The following is a 16,514-nucleotide window of genomic DNA, read 5'->3' on the forward strand; positions in this document are numbered from 1 at the left end:
CAGCGTTTGGGGGTGACCAAGCTGGGGATTGTAGGGTCGGAACAATTCGTGCAATAAGAGCGGCTAACCAAACTCCTGATGCTGCGTTGCGCCGACTTGCCGTACTCAATGTACTGTCTGTGTCGGCGCGCCTTGCCTCAGCCGTAAAACTGAGTTTTGTTAGCCACTCTAAGCCCCTCTAGGTCAGATCCTTTATAAGCTTGCGCATAAAGTTGTCTTTGTCATGAAAAGTGATACTGGACCGCTTTTTTGAAAAGGCAGCCCGCGGGCTGCCTTTGTTTTGCACCTGTGAGCCGGTCCCAACTTTCCGCCGGAACCAAAATAAGGAAAACAGGGCCGCAGAGAAATAGAGAGAAAGGAAACAACATGAAAATGAAGTTAGCCCTGCTTGCCGCCAGCCTGCTGCTGGCCTGGCAGGCGCAGGCCGGCGTTGCCACCGGCATCGACAAGCAGCATTTCGACAGCGCGGTGCGAGCGCAGGACGATATCTATCACGCGGTCAACGGCAACTGGGTCAAGCACGCGGTGTTGCCGGCGTCGGAAGACAACGACGGCGCCTTCAAGCAATTGCGCGACCTGAGCCTGGAGCGCAGCCGCAAGCTGATAGAAAGCGCCGCGGCTCAGCCGGGTGCTTCGCCGGAGGCGCAGAAGATAGGCGATCTGTATCACAGCTTCATGGACGAGGCCGCGCTGAACAAGCTGGGCCTGGTGCCGTTGCGCGGCGAGTTGGCGGAAATCGCCGCCTTGAAGGACAAGCGCGCGCTGGCGGCCTGGATGGGTTCGGCGCAAAGCCTGGGCGTGCAGCAGCCCCTGGCCTTCTATGTGGAAGCGGACGCCAAGGACGCGCGCCAGTACCTGGCCGGGCTGTACCAGAACGGCCTGAGCCTGCCGGACCGCGATTACTACCTGGGCAAGGACGCGCGCTTCGAGAAGGCGCGCCAGGCTTATCGCGGCTATCTGCTGAAGCTGTTCAAGCTGGGCGGCTATAGCGAGCCGGAGCGGCGCGCCCAACGCGTGTTCGCGCTGGAAACCAAGTTGGCGGAAGCGCAATGGAGCAAGGTGCAGAACCGCGATCCGCAGAAGACTTACAACAAGATGAGCGTGGTCGAGCTGAAAAAACAGGCGCCGGGCTTCGATTGGCAGGCCTTCCTGGACGCGGCCGAGGCCGGCGGCATCAGCGAGGTCAACGTCAACCAGCCCAGCTATGCGCAGGCCTGGGCCAAGCTGGCGGCGGAGCTGCCGCTGCAAGACTGGCAGGACTATCTGACGGTGCAGACGCTGGACGCTTACGCGCCTTATCTGGACGACACCCTGGCCCAGACCCGCTTCGACTTCCACGGCAAGGCGCTGGCCGGCACCCTGGAACAGCAGCCGCGCTGGAAGCGCGGCGTGAAGGCGGTGGAGGGCAATCTGGGCGAGGCGTTGGGCAAGCTCTATGTGCAAGCCTACTTCCCGCCGGAATCCAAGGCCAAGATGGAAGTGCTGGTGGGCAATCTGATGAAGGCTTACGCCCAGAGCATAGACACGCTCAGCTGGATGAGCCCGGCCACCAAGAAGGCCGCGCAGGACAAGCTGTCCAAATACATGCTGAAGATAGGCTACCCCAATAAGTGGCGCGACTACGGCGGCCTGGAGATCAAGCGCGACGATCTGGCGGGCAATATCAAGCGCGGCTCGATTTTTGAATACCGCCGCATGCTGGCCAGGCTGGGCAAACCGGTGGACCGCGAGGAGTGGGGCATGACGCCGCAGACCGTCAACGCCTACTACAACCCTTCGCTGAACGAAATCGTGTTCCCGGCCGCCATTCTGCAGCCGCCGTTCTTTGACGCCAAGGCCGACGACGCGGTCAACTACGGCGGCATCGGCGCGGTGATCGGCCATGAAATCAGCCACGGTTTCGATGATCAGGGCAGTCAGTTCGACGGCGATGGCAATATGCGCAACTGGTGGACGGCGGAAGACCGCGCTCGCTTCGACCAACTGACTGGCAAGCTGGTGGCGCAGTACAACGCCTACGAGCCGCTGCCGGGCAAGCACATCAACGGCGAGCTGACCTTGGGCGAAAACATTGCCGACAACGCCGGCCTGCAAATCGCCTACAAGGCCTACCAGCTGTCATTGGGCGGCAAGAGCGCGCCGGTGCTGGACGGCATGAACGGCGATCAGCGCTTCTTCTACGGCTTCGCCCAGGTGTGGCGCACCAAGATCCGAGACGAAGCCTTGCTGTCGCGCCTAGTGACCGACCCGCACTCGCCGGGCGAATTCCGCGCCATCGGCGCGGCGAGCAATAGCGATGCCTTCGTCGAAACCTTCGAAGTCAAACCGGGCGACAAGATGTTCAAGCCGCAGGATGAGCGCATCCGTATCTGGTAAGCGCGGAACCCAGGCAAGCCGGGGCATGCCCCGGCTTTTGCGCTGGGTCCTGCGTGTAGCGTGGCTGCAATCTGGCTGGGGCATAGTGCTTTGAGTCCGGCTTGGGTCCTCGGAGCAAAAACTCTAAAAAAATGGATTTTCCAAAGAGGCAGGCGGATAATGCCCGCCAGCATTCAGGAGAGATAGGCTGATTTAATGAAGTGCGTTGACGATTTCAGACTGCGGCTAGGCACGCAGGAACTGGTGCCCATCATGATAGGCGGCATGGGCGTGGACATCTCCACCTCGGCGCTGGCGCTGGAAGCGGCCAGGCTGGGTGGCGTGGGCCATATTTCCGACGCCATGGTGCCCACGGTGACCGACCGCCGCTTCAACACCAAATACGTCAAAGACAAGCTCAAGCAGTACAAATTCAATGTCGAGAACAGCGACAAGTCCGTCGTGCAGTTCGACTTGGGCCTGTTGGCCGAAGCCACCCGCATGCATGTGGGCAAGACCATGGAAGCCAAGCGCGGCGACGGCCTGGTCTTCATCAACTGCATGGAAAAGCTGACCATGAACGCGCCCAAGGACACCTTGCGCACGCGCATGCACGCCGCGCTGGACGCGGGCATCGACGGCATCACCCTGGCCGCCGGCCTGCACCTGGGTTCCTTCGCGCTGATGGAAGACCATCCGCGCTTTCGAGACGCCAAGCTTGGCATCATCGTCTCCTCCTTGCGCGCGCTGCAGCTATTCCTGAAAAAGAGCGCGCGCAGCAATCGCCTGCCGGACTACGTGGTGGTGGAAGGCCCGCTGGCCGGCGGCCACCTCGGCTTCGGCATGGACTGGGCGCAATACGACCTGGCCGCCATCGTCGTGGAAATCCGCGATTGGTTGCGGGCGGAGCAACTGGACATCCCCTTGATTCCGGCTGGTGGCGTGTTCACCGGCAGCGATGCGACCAACTTCCTGGAAATGGGTGCCGGCGCGGTGCAAGTGGCCACCCGCTTCACCGTGGCGCGCGAATGCGGCCTGCCGGAGAAAGTGCAGCAGGAATACTTCAAGGCCAATGAGGACGATATCGAAGTCAACCAGCTGTCTCCCACCGGCTATCCGATGCGGATGATCAAGCACTGCCCGGCCATCGGCGACGGCATCCGTCCCAACTGCGAGGCCTATGGCTATCTGCTGGATGCCAAGGGCGGCTGTTCCTATATCGATGCCTACAACCGCGAAGTGGCCGCCCATCCAGGCGAGCGTCGCATCAAGGTATGGGACAAGACCTGTCTGTGCACGCAGATGCGCAATTTCGATTGCTGGACCTGTGGCCACAATGCCTACCGTCTCAAGGACACCACAGTCCGGCGCGATGACGGCGGCTATCAACTGCTCAGCGCCGAGCACGTGTTCCACGACTACCAATACAGCAAGGATCACAAAATTGCCTTGCCGGAGCTGGAGAGCACAGTAATCGCATAAGTAGAGTAGTTTCAAGCAAAAGACGGGAGCATGTGCTCCCGTCTTTTTTTATTCATTACTAAGTGTTTGTACGTAGCTCATTACCAAGTATTTTTATTTAAAATCCAGATTGAATTGTATGTAAATAATTTAAAATAAACGCTCTAACTTGTCTCTTGATGCAGAAGGACTTGATTGCCGCCGCTACTGGCGGCTTTGTATTGCCTAGCGTTTAGACCCGCTAACAAAATCCCTGATCCTGCGTTGCGCCTCCTTATCGTACTACTGGTACTGCCTGCGTCGGCATGCCTTGTCCCGGGTGCGCTGCGCAGTTTTGTTAGCGGCTCTTAGGATGTCCACCTATCTGATTGTGTTCAAATCAATGGCTTAGAAGGTAATAGTGGCAGTTGAAGCGACAGCGACAAGGGGTGGGCAGCCGAATGCCATTCTCTTCCATTGCCCCTACGGTTAAGCCGAAAATTATCTAACAATTTTGGCAATAGAAGATATTACGTTCCCGTGCGAGGCTGTACGCGGGGTAGTGAACGGCGGATAGGCGTGGTTTGCTTGATATATATAGTATATTTTTCATGAGCGTTAATGCATGCTTGCCCTATTTTATAAATCTTATGGGAGCGTACAGGTGGTGGGGTTTTAGGATGAGTCTTTTGATATTAAGGTTTGCAAAGTCGTTTTTAAATGAAAGGCTGTCAGCGGCTGAGTTTGTTCCAGCCTATATGGAGCTATGGAGATTGGAAAGGGATGGTGGTGAAATCTTACAGGATGAGTTTAAACTTTCAGAGTGTTTGTCTAGCATATTTTGCCTGGCAGATCTCTATAACCCTGAAGCAGAAAAAGAAAACTATGAGTTTGATGAGCTGGAACTGCGCTGTAAAGTAGCTGACTTGGTTGGAAAGTTGGGGTATTGATTGGCGCTGGTTTATTCTGTTTGAAGCTTATTAGGATGGCTTGTGCTGAGATGGTTGGAGATTCGAGAGATAGTTTCGCTTTGCTTGGAGGCATATTTTTGATTAATAGGTAGGGGTGTGAAATTAATTTTAAGGGTCGTGTTGGAGAATTGTGGTGGGTAAGATATGTTGCATAGAAGATAATTTGATTGATGCGTATATTGTAATTTTGGTTTGTATGGTGAGTATTAATATTATGGCCTGCTTTATGCTTTGATTGTTGGGCTCTATGTTTCTATAAGTTCAAAAGAATATGGCGTTCTGGCTAAGTTGGGGCGTGTGGAAATAGTATTGTTTTAAGAGATAAATATTGAGTGGGAGGGGCTGGCTTTACTGTCATATAAGTCGAAAGGTGACTTTGTTGATGCAGTGAAGGGGCGGATGACTAGCTTTTCAAGGAGATAATGTGTTTGCCATGTCGTGTTTGGATGGCTTGTTAGGGGAAGATGTATACCTTTTTTCTGGGAGGCCGGTAGTGTATCTTGCTGCTGTTAAATTTTGTAATGACATTTTTGATTCGGAGTGGAGGTTGGCAGAACGAGACACTTATACGCCAGATCAGGTAAGCCATATATTTTGGTGGGTAATGAATGAGGCTTGGGACGTTTACTGCCAAGTTAACGCGAATCTTCCGGTTGCATGGTTGTCTATCGCCAAAAAAGCCTTGGAGTGGGACCACGTACCAATCAATTTTCACCCGTGGGCCTTGGCGATATTGGAGCACTTTGATCTGGAACGTTACCATGCGGCCTATCATTTGCCACGGGATGAGTACGAGGCGATTACTCGTGATTTGCCGGTTGTGTTGGAAGGTCTGCGCAACTATCCGGTGGAAAAGCTGGCTGCGCCGATAGATGAGGATAACTGGGGCTATATCGATTATTAGAGGCTGAAGTCTCTGGTCGTGAAAGAGGGATGCCAATCCGGTACGCCGCTTTTTTACAGCTTAGCTTTTGATTTGGCTAGCGATATGATGAGAGATGCCTCTGGAGGCTGGTGCCCATGTGTTCCTGCCGGCTACTAGACGGGTCTGGCCGAAAGGGTTAAAAATGGGGGTGTAAAGTGAGTAATAAAATAATTGAAGAATCATTTGGAATGGATTGTGTAACATCCGGAGAGACATCATTGGCAAGTTGGTGGTGCTGCGTACTTTTTGGTGAAGTTGTTGGCGAAGCATGGGAAGGTTTTAGCTGATTTTCTCAATAAATAGCTAGGGTTAGAGGCAAGGTGTTGGCTTGTGAATGGAAACATTTGTTGGCGAGATTGAAAGTAAACTATGCGGCTTTTATTTTGCTTAAAAATAAGAGGTGGAATGATCGCTAGATGAGGTTGTTTTGTGCGAAATCATTTTGGGTTGGATTTAGGTTGACTGTATTATGTTATGTGTGGACCGTTCCAGCTTAGGTTTCAATATGCCGTGCAAATTACAATAAATTAGGTAGAGCTTGCTTAGCTATGAGGGGCGACTGGTTGTAGTCGTCAATGTTTCACAGGGGTAGGCTTGATGGTGGAGAAGGCTTTTGAAACGGTTTACTTGGGATGCGCCAGTTATTCCATTTCAATCTTTGGCTGGAATTAAGTTGAGCACTCCGGTTGATGTTTTTGAGAGGGGTCTTGAACAATGTCGTTTGGGTGGCAGTGATAGGTTTCAGTTTGATCATGGTCCAGTGTTAAGGTTGGAGAAGTCGGGCTCTTATGTTTTTTATGTGGAGGAATCATTTGGTGACTATGAAAGCCTAGATATTCTTTTGTTTGTGGCTGTTGAGCAAGGTGTAATTGGTTGTGTGGAGGCAAGGCTGCCTAGTGTTTGTGGGGAGGAGGGAGTTAATCCTGTCGCTGAAGCGGTTTGCTATAAAGGAAAATGGTTTGACTGTGGATTCGGCGAGGGTGTGCAGAAAATTGTTGATCATTGTGAGTTGTACTACGATTCGGCTGACGAGTCACATGTGCCAGACTCTAGTGTAGGTGGGGTGTCTATTATGACCAATTTTTTAGCTAATGTAGATCTGTATCCTGATCAATATGTGACCAGAATCTCGGTTTTCAAAGAAGCAATCAATGAAGGTTGGCTGGAGGGGGCTAAAGAAGAGAAAAGGAGAATTCGGGAAAGTCAAGAGTGGAAGTGGCCAGGGGAGTGATGGTGTTACATGGTTAATCCTGGTAAGAATAGTTTCATTTGATTTGGTGGAAATAAAGGGTGTGTAATTTAGCTGGGTAGCGTCGGTGTGTGAGGTGTTTGCGGTGATTGCAATGATGGGGTGCTTATGTTTCCAGAGGTAAGGCTTAGTGATGTATTGATTGATCAGGTTTATAATTTTCCTGGTAGGAAATCACTTTATATTGAGTTTTTACAGTATTTTATTGACCTGTATGACTATCCAAGGGCGATAGCAATCTGGAACCAGTCCAGCGCTGAAGAAAGAAGTGGCAGATTGTGGTGGGTTATTAATGAGGCATGGGAGTCATATTGTAAGGTCAATGAAAATCTCCCTGTTATATGGTTGGCTACCGCAAAAAAAGCTTTGGAGTGGGACCACGTGCCGATCAATTTTCACCCGTGGGCCTTGGCGATATTGAAGCGCTTTGATCTGGAACGTTACCATGCGGCCTATCATTTGCCACGGGACGAGTATGAGGCGATTGCTAGCGATTTGCCGGTAGTGTTGGAAGGTCTGCGCAACTATCCGGTGGCAAAGCTGACTGCGCCGATAGATGAAGATAACTGGGGTTATATTGATTATTGATGTGGGGGTGGCGTGAATATTCTGTTGACAGAGTGTATGAATATTCTGGGTGCTGAAAGTGCAGTTGCATCAGAACGGGAGTCTCAGCAAATTTTAGAGGGTGTTCAAAATGGGTTTTTGTTTTCTGCTGCGGGTAGATTGTTGAAGGGGGCCATGGGCGAATGTGAGAAGATTGATGTTGAGATGGCTTTGGGGGCGTTTGATCCGGATGAGAGGGTTGCTCTGTTCTGGGATGATGCAAGAGTGCCAATTGTTTTTACTAGCTTGAGAAGAATCCGTGATGGATTGTTTGATGTTTTGGCTGTGGGTTTTTATGCCTATATATATTCAAAAGAACGCGGCTTTCTAATGGAGCTAACTGGCAGTGGAAGGGCTGTTGTTTGTAAGAATAAGAGTAGTGGTGGGGAGTGAACGTTAAGGGTGCTATTGTTAGTCAGGGGGGGAAGTGAAAGAATATGGTTTTTTAGAGAAAAAGGCTTTGAATTACGGTGTCGTGCTGATCGATGTGGTTGACTCTCCACGGCCTCAAGTCTTGAAAGCTAAGGTTGAGAAGGTTTACTCGGCTAGACACGGCGTTGAGCATGGTTTTTTTAAGTAGAGAAATTGAATTTGTCTGCTCACCTGGAACTTGGGGGAATGTTTCATTAGTTGTGGGGGAGCGTGCGATCTTGTTTATTTAAAAAATCCATAACGTGCTGTATGAGGATTCTTGGCGCGGGCATATGGTAGTGGAGGAGATTGATGCTGTTCAATATGCTATCTTCCCTCATAAAGAATTGTGGTTGAGCGAAGAAGTTCCACTTGAGATTCGAGGTGGTTCACGGCAAGATCCCAGTCGCCCCTATGCGACGGCAATAAGCCTTGATGTTGTTGAGTGTTACCTGCTTAAGCTGATTGAGAGAACTGAGGTCAAGTGATTTATGAATGAAGTGATGGTTTGTGTTTTATTTAGCTGAATTTTTGAAGAGATGATTAGGTGGAGTAAAGTTGGATTTGCCACCTTCTTTAAGTGTATGAGAAGGTTGGTATCTCAGTGGGTATGGGGAATGTGTTTTGAACTTCTTCATAATTTGGGAATAGCGCACTAGTCCGGTGCGCCTTTTTTTTGCTCAAATTATTGAGGTCGAGTGTTTTGTTTTTTTGCTTGGGTTTGATAAATTGCGTATTTTGTAGCGCATGCACGTGCTGGTGCACATGCAGCATCATCCGCTGTTGAAGATATTTGCCAAGCTGCTACTGGAGCATTGGGCGGGTGCCGATACTGAAGGAGTATGAAGCCAGGTCTTGGCTTGATCACAATAAGCGATATCAAAGATGTTGAAGGTGGCCATATCTGCAGCAAATAAGCTTGTTCGTCATGAGGATGGCCAGAAGAGATTAATTTTAGCTTGGTAGCTTACTCGCTGGCAATTTTGAAGGGTTCTGTGAAAGAAAGGCCATTTTTTAATTGTTGTAGTTGGCTAATGGTTTTTCTAAAAGGAGGTGGGCGGAGTGGTGCTGAATATTGATTGGATACCTGGGTTCGGTTCAGTATTTACCTGGTTTTGCATGGATAAGTATGGCCGGATAGCTATGATGGTTAATAATGGGTTTGGAAACTTGCCCAGGAGCTTGCTGCAGCTAGATAATGTAGAAAGTCGCTTGGATGAACTGAATGAGTTGGTTTGGGGGGGGTCGGAGAAATTTCAGCACGGCTTTCATCGTCCTGAAGCAAATTATGAGTTGGTTTTTTATTCTAAGTACAACAATAGAGGATTGGCTGATAGGGCTCAGGTGGAGGCGAGCCTGTTGCAGTCATTTGGCAGGGTTCCGGAAGGCTCGGATTTGAGTGTTCCAATCAAGCATGGGTTTTATCTTTATCATGCGGTTGAGGGTAGTTTTCAGGGGGGGATTTTCCCGTCGGCTACCAAGGTGCAGTTGAGATGGGGGATTGCTTTAAATTTCTGGCGCCGACAGTGAGCTCCTCAATTGAAGATCTACCCTTTGAGTTGAGGAGTGTTGTTTGTGTTTCCGATATGTTGGATTTTGAAGTTGAAAATATGCTGAGCAATGTTGAGATTAATGATTTTTTTGTTCGGCAGTATTGTTAGCGGCTTTTAATTAAAAGGAGCTTGCTCCTGATGTTGAGTTTTTATTGTGTTTGAGTTTGAGAAATGTGGGGGCAATATTAGGTGATGCTGTCAAGGAGTGGGTGAAGGCCTGACCAGAAAGTGGCGCTCTAACTGTTGTAATTGAGTAAGAGGTAGTGGTTTTGTTTGATAGGTCTCTTGGGAGGGAAAGTGAAGACAAAATTGTTATTGCCATCAGCAAGTGAGGACGAAATTTTCTTGTTTGAGCGGATTGTTCTTCAGTTGCAGGAGGACTATGGGTGTTCTGAGGGGTACGCGCTTGATCTGGTAAAGGGGTATTGTAGAAAATTTACTGACCCAGTGTTTTGCGCGAAATATGATTTATCCGTTCAAACAGTTGAATTTTTTTGCAGGGAAGAGTCTTTGTTAATGGCGGATAGGGTTCAATTTTATGAGGCTTTGGGCCATGAGCCTGACGAGAGGGCATTTACTCAATGGCATAGGGTGCAACGTTCTAAATAAAATGGAGTGATTGATGGCAGTATTAATTGAAGGTATATCGGTAGTTATTCGTTGTCGATCGATTGTTGAGAAGGTGCCTGGGGGTATTGCGTATTTTATGCGGATGCTCCCAAATAAAACACTCCGCTCGGATGGTGAACTGGCATGCGTTCACTTTGTGAGTCCTCATGAGACGCGAAGTTATGTAGAAGCTCTAAGCGGAATGGGCTTGAGGTACAAGGGCGATGATGGAGCCGCTGTGGATCTTGTGGTTGTTGATCAAATGCATGGGCCGATGGTTTCTTGTGACTGGTTAGGGTTCGGTTGTGCGGATTGGGATGATGATCCAAGGCAACCCGTTGCAGTTTGCTTTGCGCCTCCGGCTGTTAAAGCAAAAGTCATGGCGCCAGAAGGATGGCGTTATGCTGACTCTTTGAGTGCCAATGGCAAATTTGTGGCTGGTGTTGATGCTTCATCAAATTTGGTGTTTTTGCGACAAGATGATGGTGTGGATGTGTTTGTAGATAGAGAAACAGGAAAGGAGTTTTTTCTTCCAAAACTTAAAAGGTAGCTGTGTGCATGATCTGAATTTTGAGTGGCCGAAGATTGTTTACATAAAAATAGTCCGTGAGGATTTGAATGTGATTCGCTACTTTTTACGCCTTGGCAGAAGAGAGTGAACTGTTGAAAATAATAGGATTGAAACGAGACGAGAAGGTGGTCGCTGAATTTGGAGACTATCTTCCATTTAAATTTGATTTGACTGATGGAGAGAGTTGTAATTGTGTTTATTGGAGGCTGGGTAATTTTAAGAGTTCATTAATTGAAATAGGGGTTGATCGAAAAAGTGGGGTGGTGGCCAGCTTTTCTTTGGTGATTTTTGATTGTTTTGAGCGTGGTGTTCCTGAGCTGAGTACTTCATTGCGAGCAGAGGTTGGAGTGCCATGTTTTTCAGTTGATTGCTGGCATGAAGAGATGCTTTTGGATGAGAGGGCTGAGGTTCGGGTTTTCTATGATTCAAATAAGATAATGATTGCTTGGGCTGATGTTGACACGACGGAGTGGATTGTCGTGTCTGATTGTGTTGAATTTGGAATTGGATTTTCAGGAAGACTTTGCTGGGTTTTTGTAAGAGGGTTGCCCGAGGAAAGTATTAGCGGTTTGTCTTTGCTTCAGAGCACAAAGTAGTTTGTGAATTTATTGTGGGGCCTGGCTGCGGACGTGATAATTTTCATGGCGGCTTTAGGAGGGATCTTGGTGTTTTTGTAAGTGATGAAAGTGATATGTGTTGCCGGTGTGCAACGCTTTTATTTTAACCATTGGATGCTCATTTTTTTGTGGTGCAGTGGGGGTGAATGTTAAGGAGGGCCTTGGTTTGCTCATTATTGAATTTTTGCGGATGGTAAGTGTTTTTTGAGCCGCTTATTTCTAAAGTGCTAGTGGCACAGGTGTCGTTGATGCACGATCCTGGGGCTTGGCGCTTGCATGAGCCGAATGCTCTAAACTTTTATGTCCCACAAATTCAAAAAGGAGGGTTTTAGAGTGGATGGGTTCAGTTATCTGGAAGAGGAAAGAGCGTCGCAGGTTTTTAAGCGTCTGCTTGAGACAATAACCGTGAGGGGGTGGTTTTGCTCTGGGCCGTATGTGAAAGGAATTGATCAAGTATTATTTGTGTCATTTCATGTTCACCCGGATGATGCGACCCATATGTATGATTTGATTTCAGTGGCGGCAAAGGAAGAGTGTGCCGGTGTTTTTTGGAATTTTAAAAGAGTAATGCAGAATAGATTTTTTTGTGCCATGATATATTGAGCCATGCTTATGAAGTAACGGGTGAGTTTGGCTTGCTTGAAGAGGAAGTGTTGAAACAGCACCCGGATCTGGGTGTTCGTGCAGCCCAGAGCCTGAAGTTGCTGAGTAAAAAAATATATTCAGATTTTAAAAAATCAGGTAGGTCGCCTTTTGATTGTGTTGAGCGAGTGTGAATTGTTTCTGCGAGTTGTTCAGGTCTTGTTGTTTTGTAAGCGGATAAGGTTCGGAGAGGTGGGGTAAATGTTGAGGGTTGATGAGGGTGAGTTGGACTATTCGGTTGAGCAAATTTGTATTTATGCCGGCGTGCCTTTTAGTGGTGTGGCATATGAAGAGGTGGCGGGGGGTTTAATCAGCGAGGCTATGTATGTGGATGGTCTGCTAGATGGGACGGTCAAGATCTGGTATTCCTCTGGCAAGCCGTTTAAAGAAGAGTCGTATCGCAGGAATTATTTGCATGGATGCTGCGTTGAGTGGTTTGAGCATGGCGGGGTGAAGATCGCTTGTAGCTATGAGTGTGGAATTTTGATTAAAAGAAAAGAGTGGGATGTGATGGGGGGCTTGATTGGCGAATATGGCTTGACTCCATCTGCGGAAGGTTATGAATTGCTGGAGATTCGTCGGCATATGTGGAGCGAGGGCCGGCGCTAAGTTGGATATGTGGTGTGAGCCAGCATGTTGTAGGTAAGTGGAAGGGTGAGGGAGTGTGTCTTAGGGTGGTGCTACCTATTGAGGTGCCGCAGGAATGATTGATTTTGCAATGGGAAGCCGTGATGCCAGAAAAAAAGGCGGATTTTGAGTGTTATCGTACTTATGCAGCAGTGTTAAAGACAGTTGACTCTGAGTTTTCAAGAGGTGCTAGTTTTGGTTACGATCTTGGGCAGCAGTTTGCGTATGCTTATGATGAACTAGAGAGGCCGTGTAAACTTGGGTCACAATTTAGAAAGGTGGCTATTTATACTGCATTGTTTAAGCAGGTGAGAAGTATAAGTGATGGATTTACAGTGAATGATCCATTTGATCGGGATGTGTTGCATGAACTCAAGGATATTTATATTGGTGTGGGTGAGCAGTTTTTTGAAGCCTACCATGAAGAGGCGGATGGGCTGAGGGAGGATATGGAGTTGATTAGAGAAGTGTTTTTAACAAAGTTGGGCTGATTGAATTGCTGGGATTGAGGTTTTTAAATGGATGGGAATTTGAAAGCGGCGCGCCAATCTGGCGCGCCGCTTTTTTACGCCTTAGCTATTGCGGCCGGGCGTCTTGCCTTCCAGTTCGGTTTTGGCGATTAACGCGCGTTGCAGCGCGTGCACGCTGTCCACGTGCTGGAAGACGTCGCAGCGCAGCGCGCCCAACACCATCAACTGCTCCGCGTAGTTGAAGAAACCCACCCAATAGCCGCGGGCATGGTGAGGGTCACGGAAGTCGATGTCGTAGGCGATCTTGCCGAGCAGGCCCCTGTTGTGGCGTTCCAGATTGTCTTTCAGGTACTGGGCCAGGTGGGCGGCGCATTCACGGCCGTAGGCGCAGGCGTCGACGTAGTCGTCGGCGGGCGGCATCTGCCAATGGTGGGGCTGACCGCGTTGCGGCAGGTAGCGGACGAAGGGCAGTTGCGTGGCCTGGGTTTCGTGAGGCTTAGGCCGGTAATGACGGCGCGGGGGAAGTTCATGAGACATTTGCTATCTCCTTGAAGATACTAAGTTACCCGTTATCCGGTTCCAGTCGGGTGGCGGGAGCGAGATCACAGGCTGGAACTCCGGCTCTTCAAGAAACCGGTACGGCGTTGGCCGCACCTATGATCCGCCCCCGCCGTACAGGCGCGCGCGTCTCATCGGCATTGCCTGTTGCGGGCAATGCCTGTTCTCGAAGATCCATGGGGTTCCAGTCCCAGTGCCGGATGTAGGCCGGCACGCGGATGATTGTGGCGGCGCGGGCCGGTCGGGTCAAGGGCGCGGGGATGCCAAGCGGCGGGCTTGCGCTTATAGTGGCGGCTTTTAGCTGATTGGGAGGGGAGCCATGCGATTGAGAGGCTTGGCCGGCGTGGCGCTGGCCTTGTTCTGCGCGCAGGCGTCGGCGGCGTGCTCGGAGCAGGACTGGAAGACGGTGCTGCGCGGTTCGGAGCAGGCGATTGTCGAATATGCGCGGCAGCATCATTGTGATTTGAACCAGGGCCTGGACAACGGCGCCAGTTCGGCCATGGTGTACGCGATCCAGAGCGGCCGTCCGGCGGCGGTGGCGGCCTTGTTGGCGGCCGGCGCGGATGTGAACGCGGATGTCTACGACGGCAAGACGCCGCTGTTCTACGCGGCGGAGGCGCGCAATGCGCCGGCGGCGAAGCTGCTGCTGGAGCATGGCGCGGATGTGAATGTGTCGACGCGCTTTTCGCAGATGTCGCTGCTGATGGCGGCGGTGTTGAGCGGCGCGCCGCAGCTGGTGGCCGATCTGCTCAAGCACGGCGCCTCGCTGGAGGACAGGGACAAATACGATCAGTCGGCGCGGGACTATGTGGCCAAGCTGCCCAAGGCCCAACGACCGGCGATGTTGCGGGCCTTGGGCGGAGCGTGAACGCGGTTTGGGTCACCTGTTCAAAGCCCGCTGCGCGTCGTGAGAACCTGTCCATAGTCTGCCGCGCTTCGGCGATACGGCGTTGAAAACACCTTCGAAATGCTCATGTACCGTATGTACATTCCGCTTTCTCTGTTGTTTTCGCCTTGTTTCGCTCTTGCTCGCGAGACTTTGAACAGGCTCTGGGCCGCGCTTAAGCCGCGGAGCCGGTCATCCGTCTGAAGTTGATCTGGCGCGAATCGCGGTGAGACTGGAAGCGCTTGCTCTTGCCGCGTCGGAGGATGGCTTCGGCCTGCGGTAGCGGGGCGAGGCGGTCCTGTTCCGGCTTGGGCGCGGCGTGTTCGGACATGGCGTGCTCGGGCGCGTGGCTGCGCAGGTAGTCGCAGCGGGCTTGTTCCAGGGTGTCGCGCAGCGTCAGCGGGCTGAGCTGTTGCAGGCTGTTGGAGAGCTGGACGGCGCAGTGTTCGACCAGTTGTTTCAGCGCCGCCTGGTGTTGCGGGTTTTTGTCGTTCAGCCCGGCCTTGGTGCTGATGGCCCTGAGGTGGTTGTTGAGCAGGCTGGGGCCGGCTTGCTTGCGGAAGTATTCCGCCTGGCTGGGGAAGCGCGCGGCGGCGCTGTCTATGATGAAGGCACGGTAGTGCTTGGCCTGCTCCGCCAAGCGACTGCTGGGCGCCTGGGGCAGGCATTGCTTGACGGTGGCTTCGGCGCTGCTGTCGATATGGTCGTGCACCATGGAGGTGTAGTAGTTGCGCAGCAGGTTGTGGGCGTCTTCCTGCGTCCGGCCGGCCAGCCACAGGCTGAACTGGCGCTGCGATTGAGCCAGAGCGGCTTGCAGGGTGTCCGGGGCCAGGCGGCGCAGCGCTTCGGCCGGCTGCGCGCCGCGCGGGCTGGCGCGGCCGATGCTGGACGGGCGTTCGCTATTATTGACCGCGCTGCGGATGTCCGCGGCCAGCGCGGTTTGCGGCGGGGTGTCCGGATCGGCACAGCCGCGGGGGTGGATGCGGCTGAGCATGTCGTTGCTTATTTTCATTGGGCGTTCCTGAGCAAGGGCGGTGGCGTGCGCCGCCGCCGTGGTTGGGATGCGGCGCAGTGTGCCCAAGCCCGGGAAAGCTCAATATAAAGAATTGGTCATGTCGCCGGCATGGCGTCACAGCAGCATCACCAGTTTGTACTCCGGCGCCTGGGCCAGTTTGAGGGTGATTTGCTGGTGCTCGATGCGGCCGGCGCTGGGGTGGTGGAACACGCGGCTGCCGCCTTCGCGCTCCTGCACGTCTTGTTGCTGCCAGTATTGGCGGAATTCCGGGCTGCGCGTTTCCAAGGCGGCAATCATCGCGGCGACGGCGGGTTGGCCCAGCCGCGGGCTGATGTCGGCGCGCAGTTCAGCGACGATGCGGCTGGCGCGTTGCGGCCATTGGTCGATGAAGTGGCGGGCTTCCGGGGTGAGGAAGATGAAGTCCAGTAGGCTGCGGCTGGCGTCCGGCCGGCCCAGCCAGTCGCGGAACAGGCGTTCGGCCGGCGGGTTCCAGGCCACGGCGCGCCATTCGGCGTCCAGCACGTAGGCGGGGGAGTCGATATGGGCGGTGGCTTGCTTCAACAGGGCCTTGGCCTGTTCGGACGGGCCGCGCCATTCCGGCTCCGGATCTTTGAGGCCGGCCAGGTTAAACAGGTAGTCGCGCTCGGCGGCGGTGAGGCGCAGCGCCTCGGCCAGCCGGGCCAGGGTGGGCGCGGACACGGATTGGGTGCGGCCTTGTTCTATCCAGGTCAGCCAGGTGGTGCTGATATCGCACAAGGCGGCCACTTCTTCGCGGCGCAGGCCTTTGGCGCGGCGGCGCTGGCCGGGCGGCAGGCCGGCTTGTTCCGGGCTCAGCCGTTCGCGGTGGGCGCGGATGAATTGGCCCAGCGGCGCGCTGTCTTTGCTGGCGGTCATGGGCGTAGGGTTCTGGGTATTAGTATCGCTACTAGTATAAGCAACTGTCTTGTTGCCGGGAAAATTTGCTTCCAAGATAGCTTCACGGAACAGAGCCTTGTGGCTGGCGCGCGGA

Annotated in this window: 17 protein-coding genes; 14 read left to right on the forward strand and 3 right to left on the reverse strand. The window is 52.2% G+C overall.

Features of this window, described 5'->3' with window-relative positions:
- Window positions 1-366: 366 nt before the first annotated feature.
- The 13 genes from ACE3QM_RS04520 to ACE3QM_RS04580 all read left to right on the forward strand — a co-directional run bounded on the left by ACE3QM_RS04520 (window position 367) and on the right by ACE3QM_RS04580 (window position 13,067).
- The gene (locus ACE3QM_RS04520; RefSeq protein WP_374420552.1) at window positions 367-2,376 is read left to right on the forward strand and encodes a M13 family metallopeptidase; all 2,010 of its coding nucleotides are present in this window, start codon (window positions 367-369) and stop codon (window positions 2,374-2,376) included.
- A 195-nt stretch (window positions 2,377-2,571) separates the two neighbouring features.
- Window positions 2,572-3,837, forward strand: coding sequence for a nitronate monooxygenase (locus ACE3QM_RS04525; RefSeq protein WP_374420553.1), 1,266 nt, complete (start codon window positions 2,572-2,574; stop codon window positions 3,835-3,837).
- A 638-nt stretch (window positions 3,838-4,475) separates the two neighbouring features.
- Window positions 4,476-4,745 (forward strand): colicin immunity domain-containing protein, encoded by a 270-nt coding sequence (locus tag ACE3QM_RS04530; protein WP_374420555.1) that lies wholly within the window; start codon window positions 4,476-4,478, stop codon window positions 4,743-4,745.
- A 445-nt stretch (window positions 4,746-5,190) separates the two neighbouring features.
- Complete coding sequence (locus ACE3QM_RS04535; RefSeq protein ID WP_374420557.1) at window positions 5,191-5,670, forward strand: hypothetical protein; 480 nt, start codon at window positions 5,191-5,193, stop codon at window positions 5,668-5,670.
- A gap of 634 nt (window positions 5,671-6,304) precedes the next feature.
- Window positions 6,305-6,922 carry a hypothetical protein gene (locus tag ACE3QM_RS04540; protein ID WP_374420559.1) on the forward strand — a complete coding sequence of 206 codons (618 nt, stop codon included), beginning with the start codon at window positions 6,305-6,307 and terminating at the stop codon, window positions 6,920-6,922.
- A 126-nt stretch (window positions 6,923-7,048) separates the two neighbouring features.
- Window positions 7,049-7,528, forward strand: coding sequence for a hypothetical protein (locus tag ACE3QM_RS04545; protein WP_374420561.1), 480 nt, complete (start codon window positions 7,049-7,051; stop codon window positions 7,526-7,528).
- A 12-nt stretch (window positions 7,529-7,540) separates the two neighbouring features.
- Window positions 7,541-7,939, forward strand: a complete 399-nt coding sequence (locus ACE3QM_RS04550) for a hypothetical protein (protein WP_374420563.1) — start codon at window positions 7,541-7,543, stop codon at window positions 7,937-7,939.
- A 311-nt stretch (window positions 7,940-8,250) separates the two neighbouring features.
- Complete coding sequence (locus ACE3QM_RS04555) at window positions 8,251-8,445, forward strand: hypothetical protein (RefSeq protein ID WP_374420565.1); 195 nt, start codon at window positions 8,251-8,253, stop codon at window positions 8,443-8,445.
- Between the two features lie 574 nt (window positions 8,446-9,019).
- The gene (locus ACE3QM_RS04560) at window positions 9,020-9,487 is read left to right on the forward strand and encodes a hypothetical protein (RefSeq protein WP_374420567.1); all 468 of its coding nucleotides are present in this window, start codon (window positions 9,020-9,022) and stop codon (window positions 9,485-9,487) included.
- Window positions 9,488-10,132: 645 nt separating this feature from the next.
- Window positions 10,133-10,669, forward strand: coding sequence for a hypothetical protein (locus ACE3QM_RS04565; protein ID WP_374420569.1), 537 nt, complete (start codon window positions 10,133-10,135; stop codon window positions 10,667-10,669).
- 113 nt (window positions 10,670-10,782) lie between these two features.
- Window positions 10,783-11,286 carry a hypothetical protein gene (locus tag ACE3QM_RS04570; protein WP_374420571.1) on the forward strand — a complete coding sequence of 168 codons (504 nt, stop codon included), beginning with the start codon at window positions 10,783-10,785 and terminating at the stop codon, window positions 11,284-11,286.
- A gap of 864 nt (window positions 11,287-12,150) precedes the next feature.
- Window positions 12,151-12,558, forward strand: a complete 408-nt coding sequence (locus tag ACE3QM_RS04575) for a toxin-antitoxin system YwqK family antitoxin (protein WP_374420573.1) — start codon at window positions 12,151-12,153, stop codon at window positions 12,556-12,558.
- A gap of 104 nt (window positions 12,559-12,662) precedes the next feature.
- The gene (locus ACE3QM_RS04580) at window positions 12,663-13,067 is read left to right on the forward strand and encodes a hypothetical protein (protein WP_374420575.1); all 405 of its coding nucleotides are present in this window, start codon (window positions 12,663-12,665) and stop codon (window positions 13,065-13,067) included.
- A gap of 81 nt (window positions 13,068-13,148) precedes the next feature.
- Here ACE3QM_RS04580 and ACE3QM_RS04585 read toward each other — a convergent pair whose 3' ends face one another.
- Window positions 13,149-13,583, reverse strand: coding sequence for a hypothetical protein (locus ACE3QM_RS04585; RefSeq protein ID WP_374420577.1), 435 nt, complete (start codon window positions 13,581-13,583; stop codon window positions 13,149-13,151).
- A 340-nt stretch (window positions 13,584-13,923) separates the two neighbouring features.
- On the opposite strand from ACE3QM_RS04585, the gene ACE3QM_RS04590 reads away from it, so the two are divergent.
- Window positions 13,924-14,472 (forward strand): ankyrin repeat domain-containing protein, encoded by a 549-nt coding sequence (locus ACE3QM_RS04590; protein WP_374420579.1) that lies wholly within the window; start codon window positions 13,924-13,926, stop codon window positions 14,470-14,472.
- 193 nt (window positions 14,473-14,665) lie between these two features.
- On the opposite strand, the gene ACE3QM_RS04595 is transcribed toward ACE3QM_RS04590, so the two are convergent.
- Together ACE3QM_RS04595 and ACE3QM_RS04600 are read right to left on the reverse strand one after the other, a co-directional pair.
- The gene (locus tag ACE3QM_RS04595; protein WP_374420581.1) at window positions 14,666-15,502 is read right to left on the reverse strand and encodes a hypothetical protein; all 837 of its coding nucleotides are present in this window, start codon (window positions 15,500-15,502) and stop codon (window positions 14,666-14,668) included.
- A gap of 117 nt (window positions 15,503-15,619) precedes the next feature.
- Window positions 15,620-16,399 carry a helix-turn-helix transcriptional regulator gene (locus ACE3QM_RS04600; protein WP_048411463.1) on the reverse strand — a complete coding sequence of 260 codons (780 nt, stop codon included), beginning with the start codon at window positions 16,397-16,399 and terminating at the stop codon, window positions 15,620-15,622.
- Window positions 16,400-16,514 lie beyond the last annotated feature (115 nt).

The organism is Chromobacterium sp. (assembly GCF_041912965.1).
Taxonomy (GTDB): Bacteria; Pseudomonadota; Gammaproteobacteria; order Burkholderiales; family Chromobacteriaceae; genus Chromobacterium; species Chromobacterium aquaticum.

Excerpts from the sequence above, each read along its gene's own strand:
- ACE3QM_RS04520 (WP_374420552.1), top strand. The coding sequence starts at position 367 with ATGAAAATGAAGTTAGCCCTGCTTGCCGCCAGCCTGCTGCTGGCCTGG.
- ACE3QM_RS04525 (WP_374420553.1), top strand. The coding sequence starts at position 2,572 with ATGAAGTGCGTTGACGATTTCAGACTGCGGCTAGGCACGCAGGAACTG.
- ACE3QM_RS04530 (WP_374420555.1), top strand. The coding sequence starts at position 4,476 with ATGAGTCTTTTGATATTAAGGTTTGCAAAGTCGTTTTTAAATGAAAGG.
- ACE3QM_RS04545 (WP_374420561.1), top strand. The coding sequence starts at position 7,049 with ATGTTTCCAGAGGTAAGGCTTAGTGATGTATTGATTGATCAGGTTTAT.
- ACE3QM_RS04555 (WP_374420565.1), top strand. The coding sequence starts at position 8,251 with ATGGTAGTGGAGGAGATTGATGCTGTTCAATATGCTATCTTCCCTCAT.
- ACE3QM_RS04565 (WP_374420569.1), top strand. The coding sequence starts at position 10,133 with ATGGCAGTATTAATTGAAGGTATATCGGTAGTTATTCGTTGTCGATCG.
- ACE3QM_RS04575 (WP_374420573.1), top strand. The coding sequence starts at position 12,151 with ATGTTGAGGGTTGATGAGGGTGAGTTGGACTATTCGGTTGAGCAAATT.
- ACE3QM_RS04585 (WP_374420577.1), bottom strand. The coding sequence starts at position 13,583 with ATGTCTCATGAACTTCCCCCGCGCCGTCATTACCGGCCTAAGCCTCAC.
- ACE3QM_RS04590 (WP_374420579.1), top strand. The coding sequence starts at position 13,924 with ATGCGATTGAGAGGCTTGGCCGGCGTGGCGCTGGCCTTGTTCTGCGCG.
- ACE3QM_RS04595 (WP_374420581.1), bottom strand. The coding sequence starts at position 15,502 with ATGAAAATAAGCAACGACATGCTCAGCCGCATCCACCCCCGCGGCTGT.
- ACE3QM_RS04600 (WP_048411463.1), bottom strand. The coding sequence starts at position 16,399 with ATGACCGCCAGCAAAGACAGCGCGCCGCTGGGCCAATTCATCCGCGCC.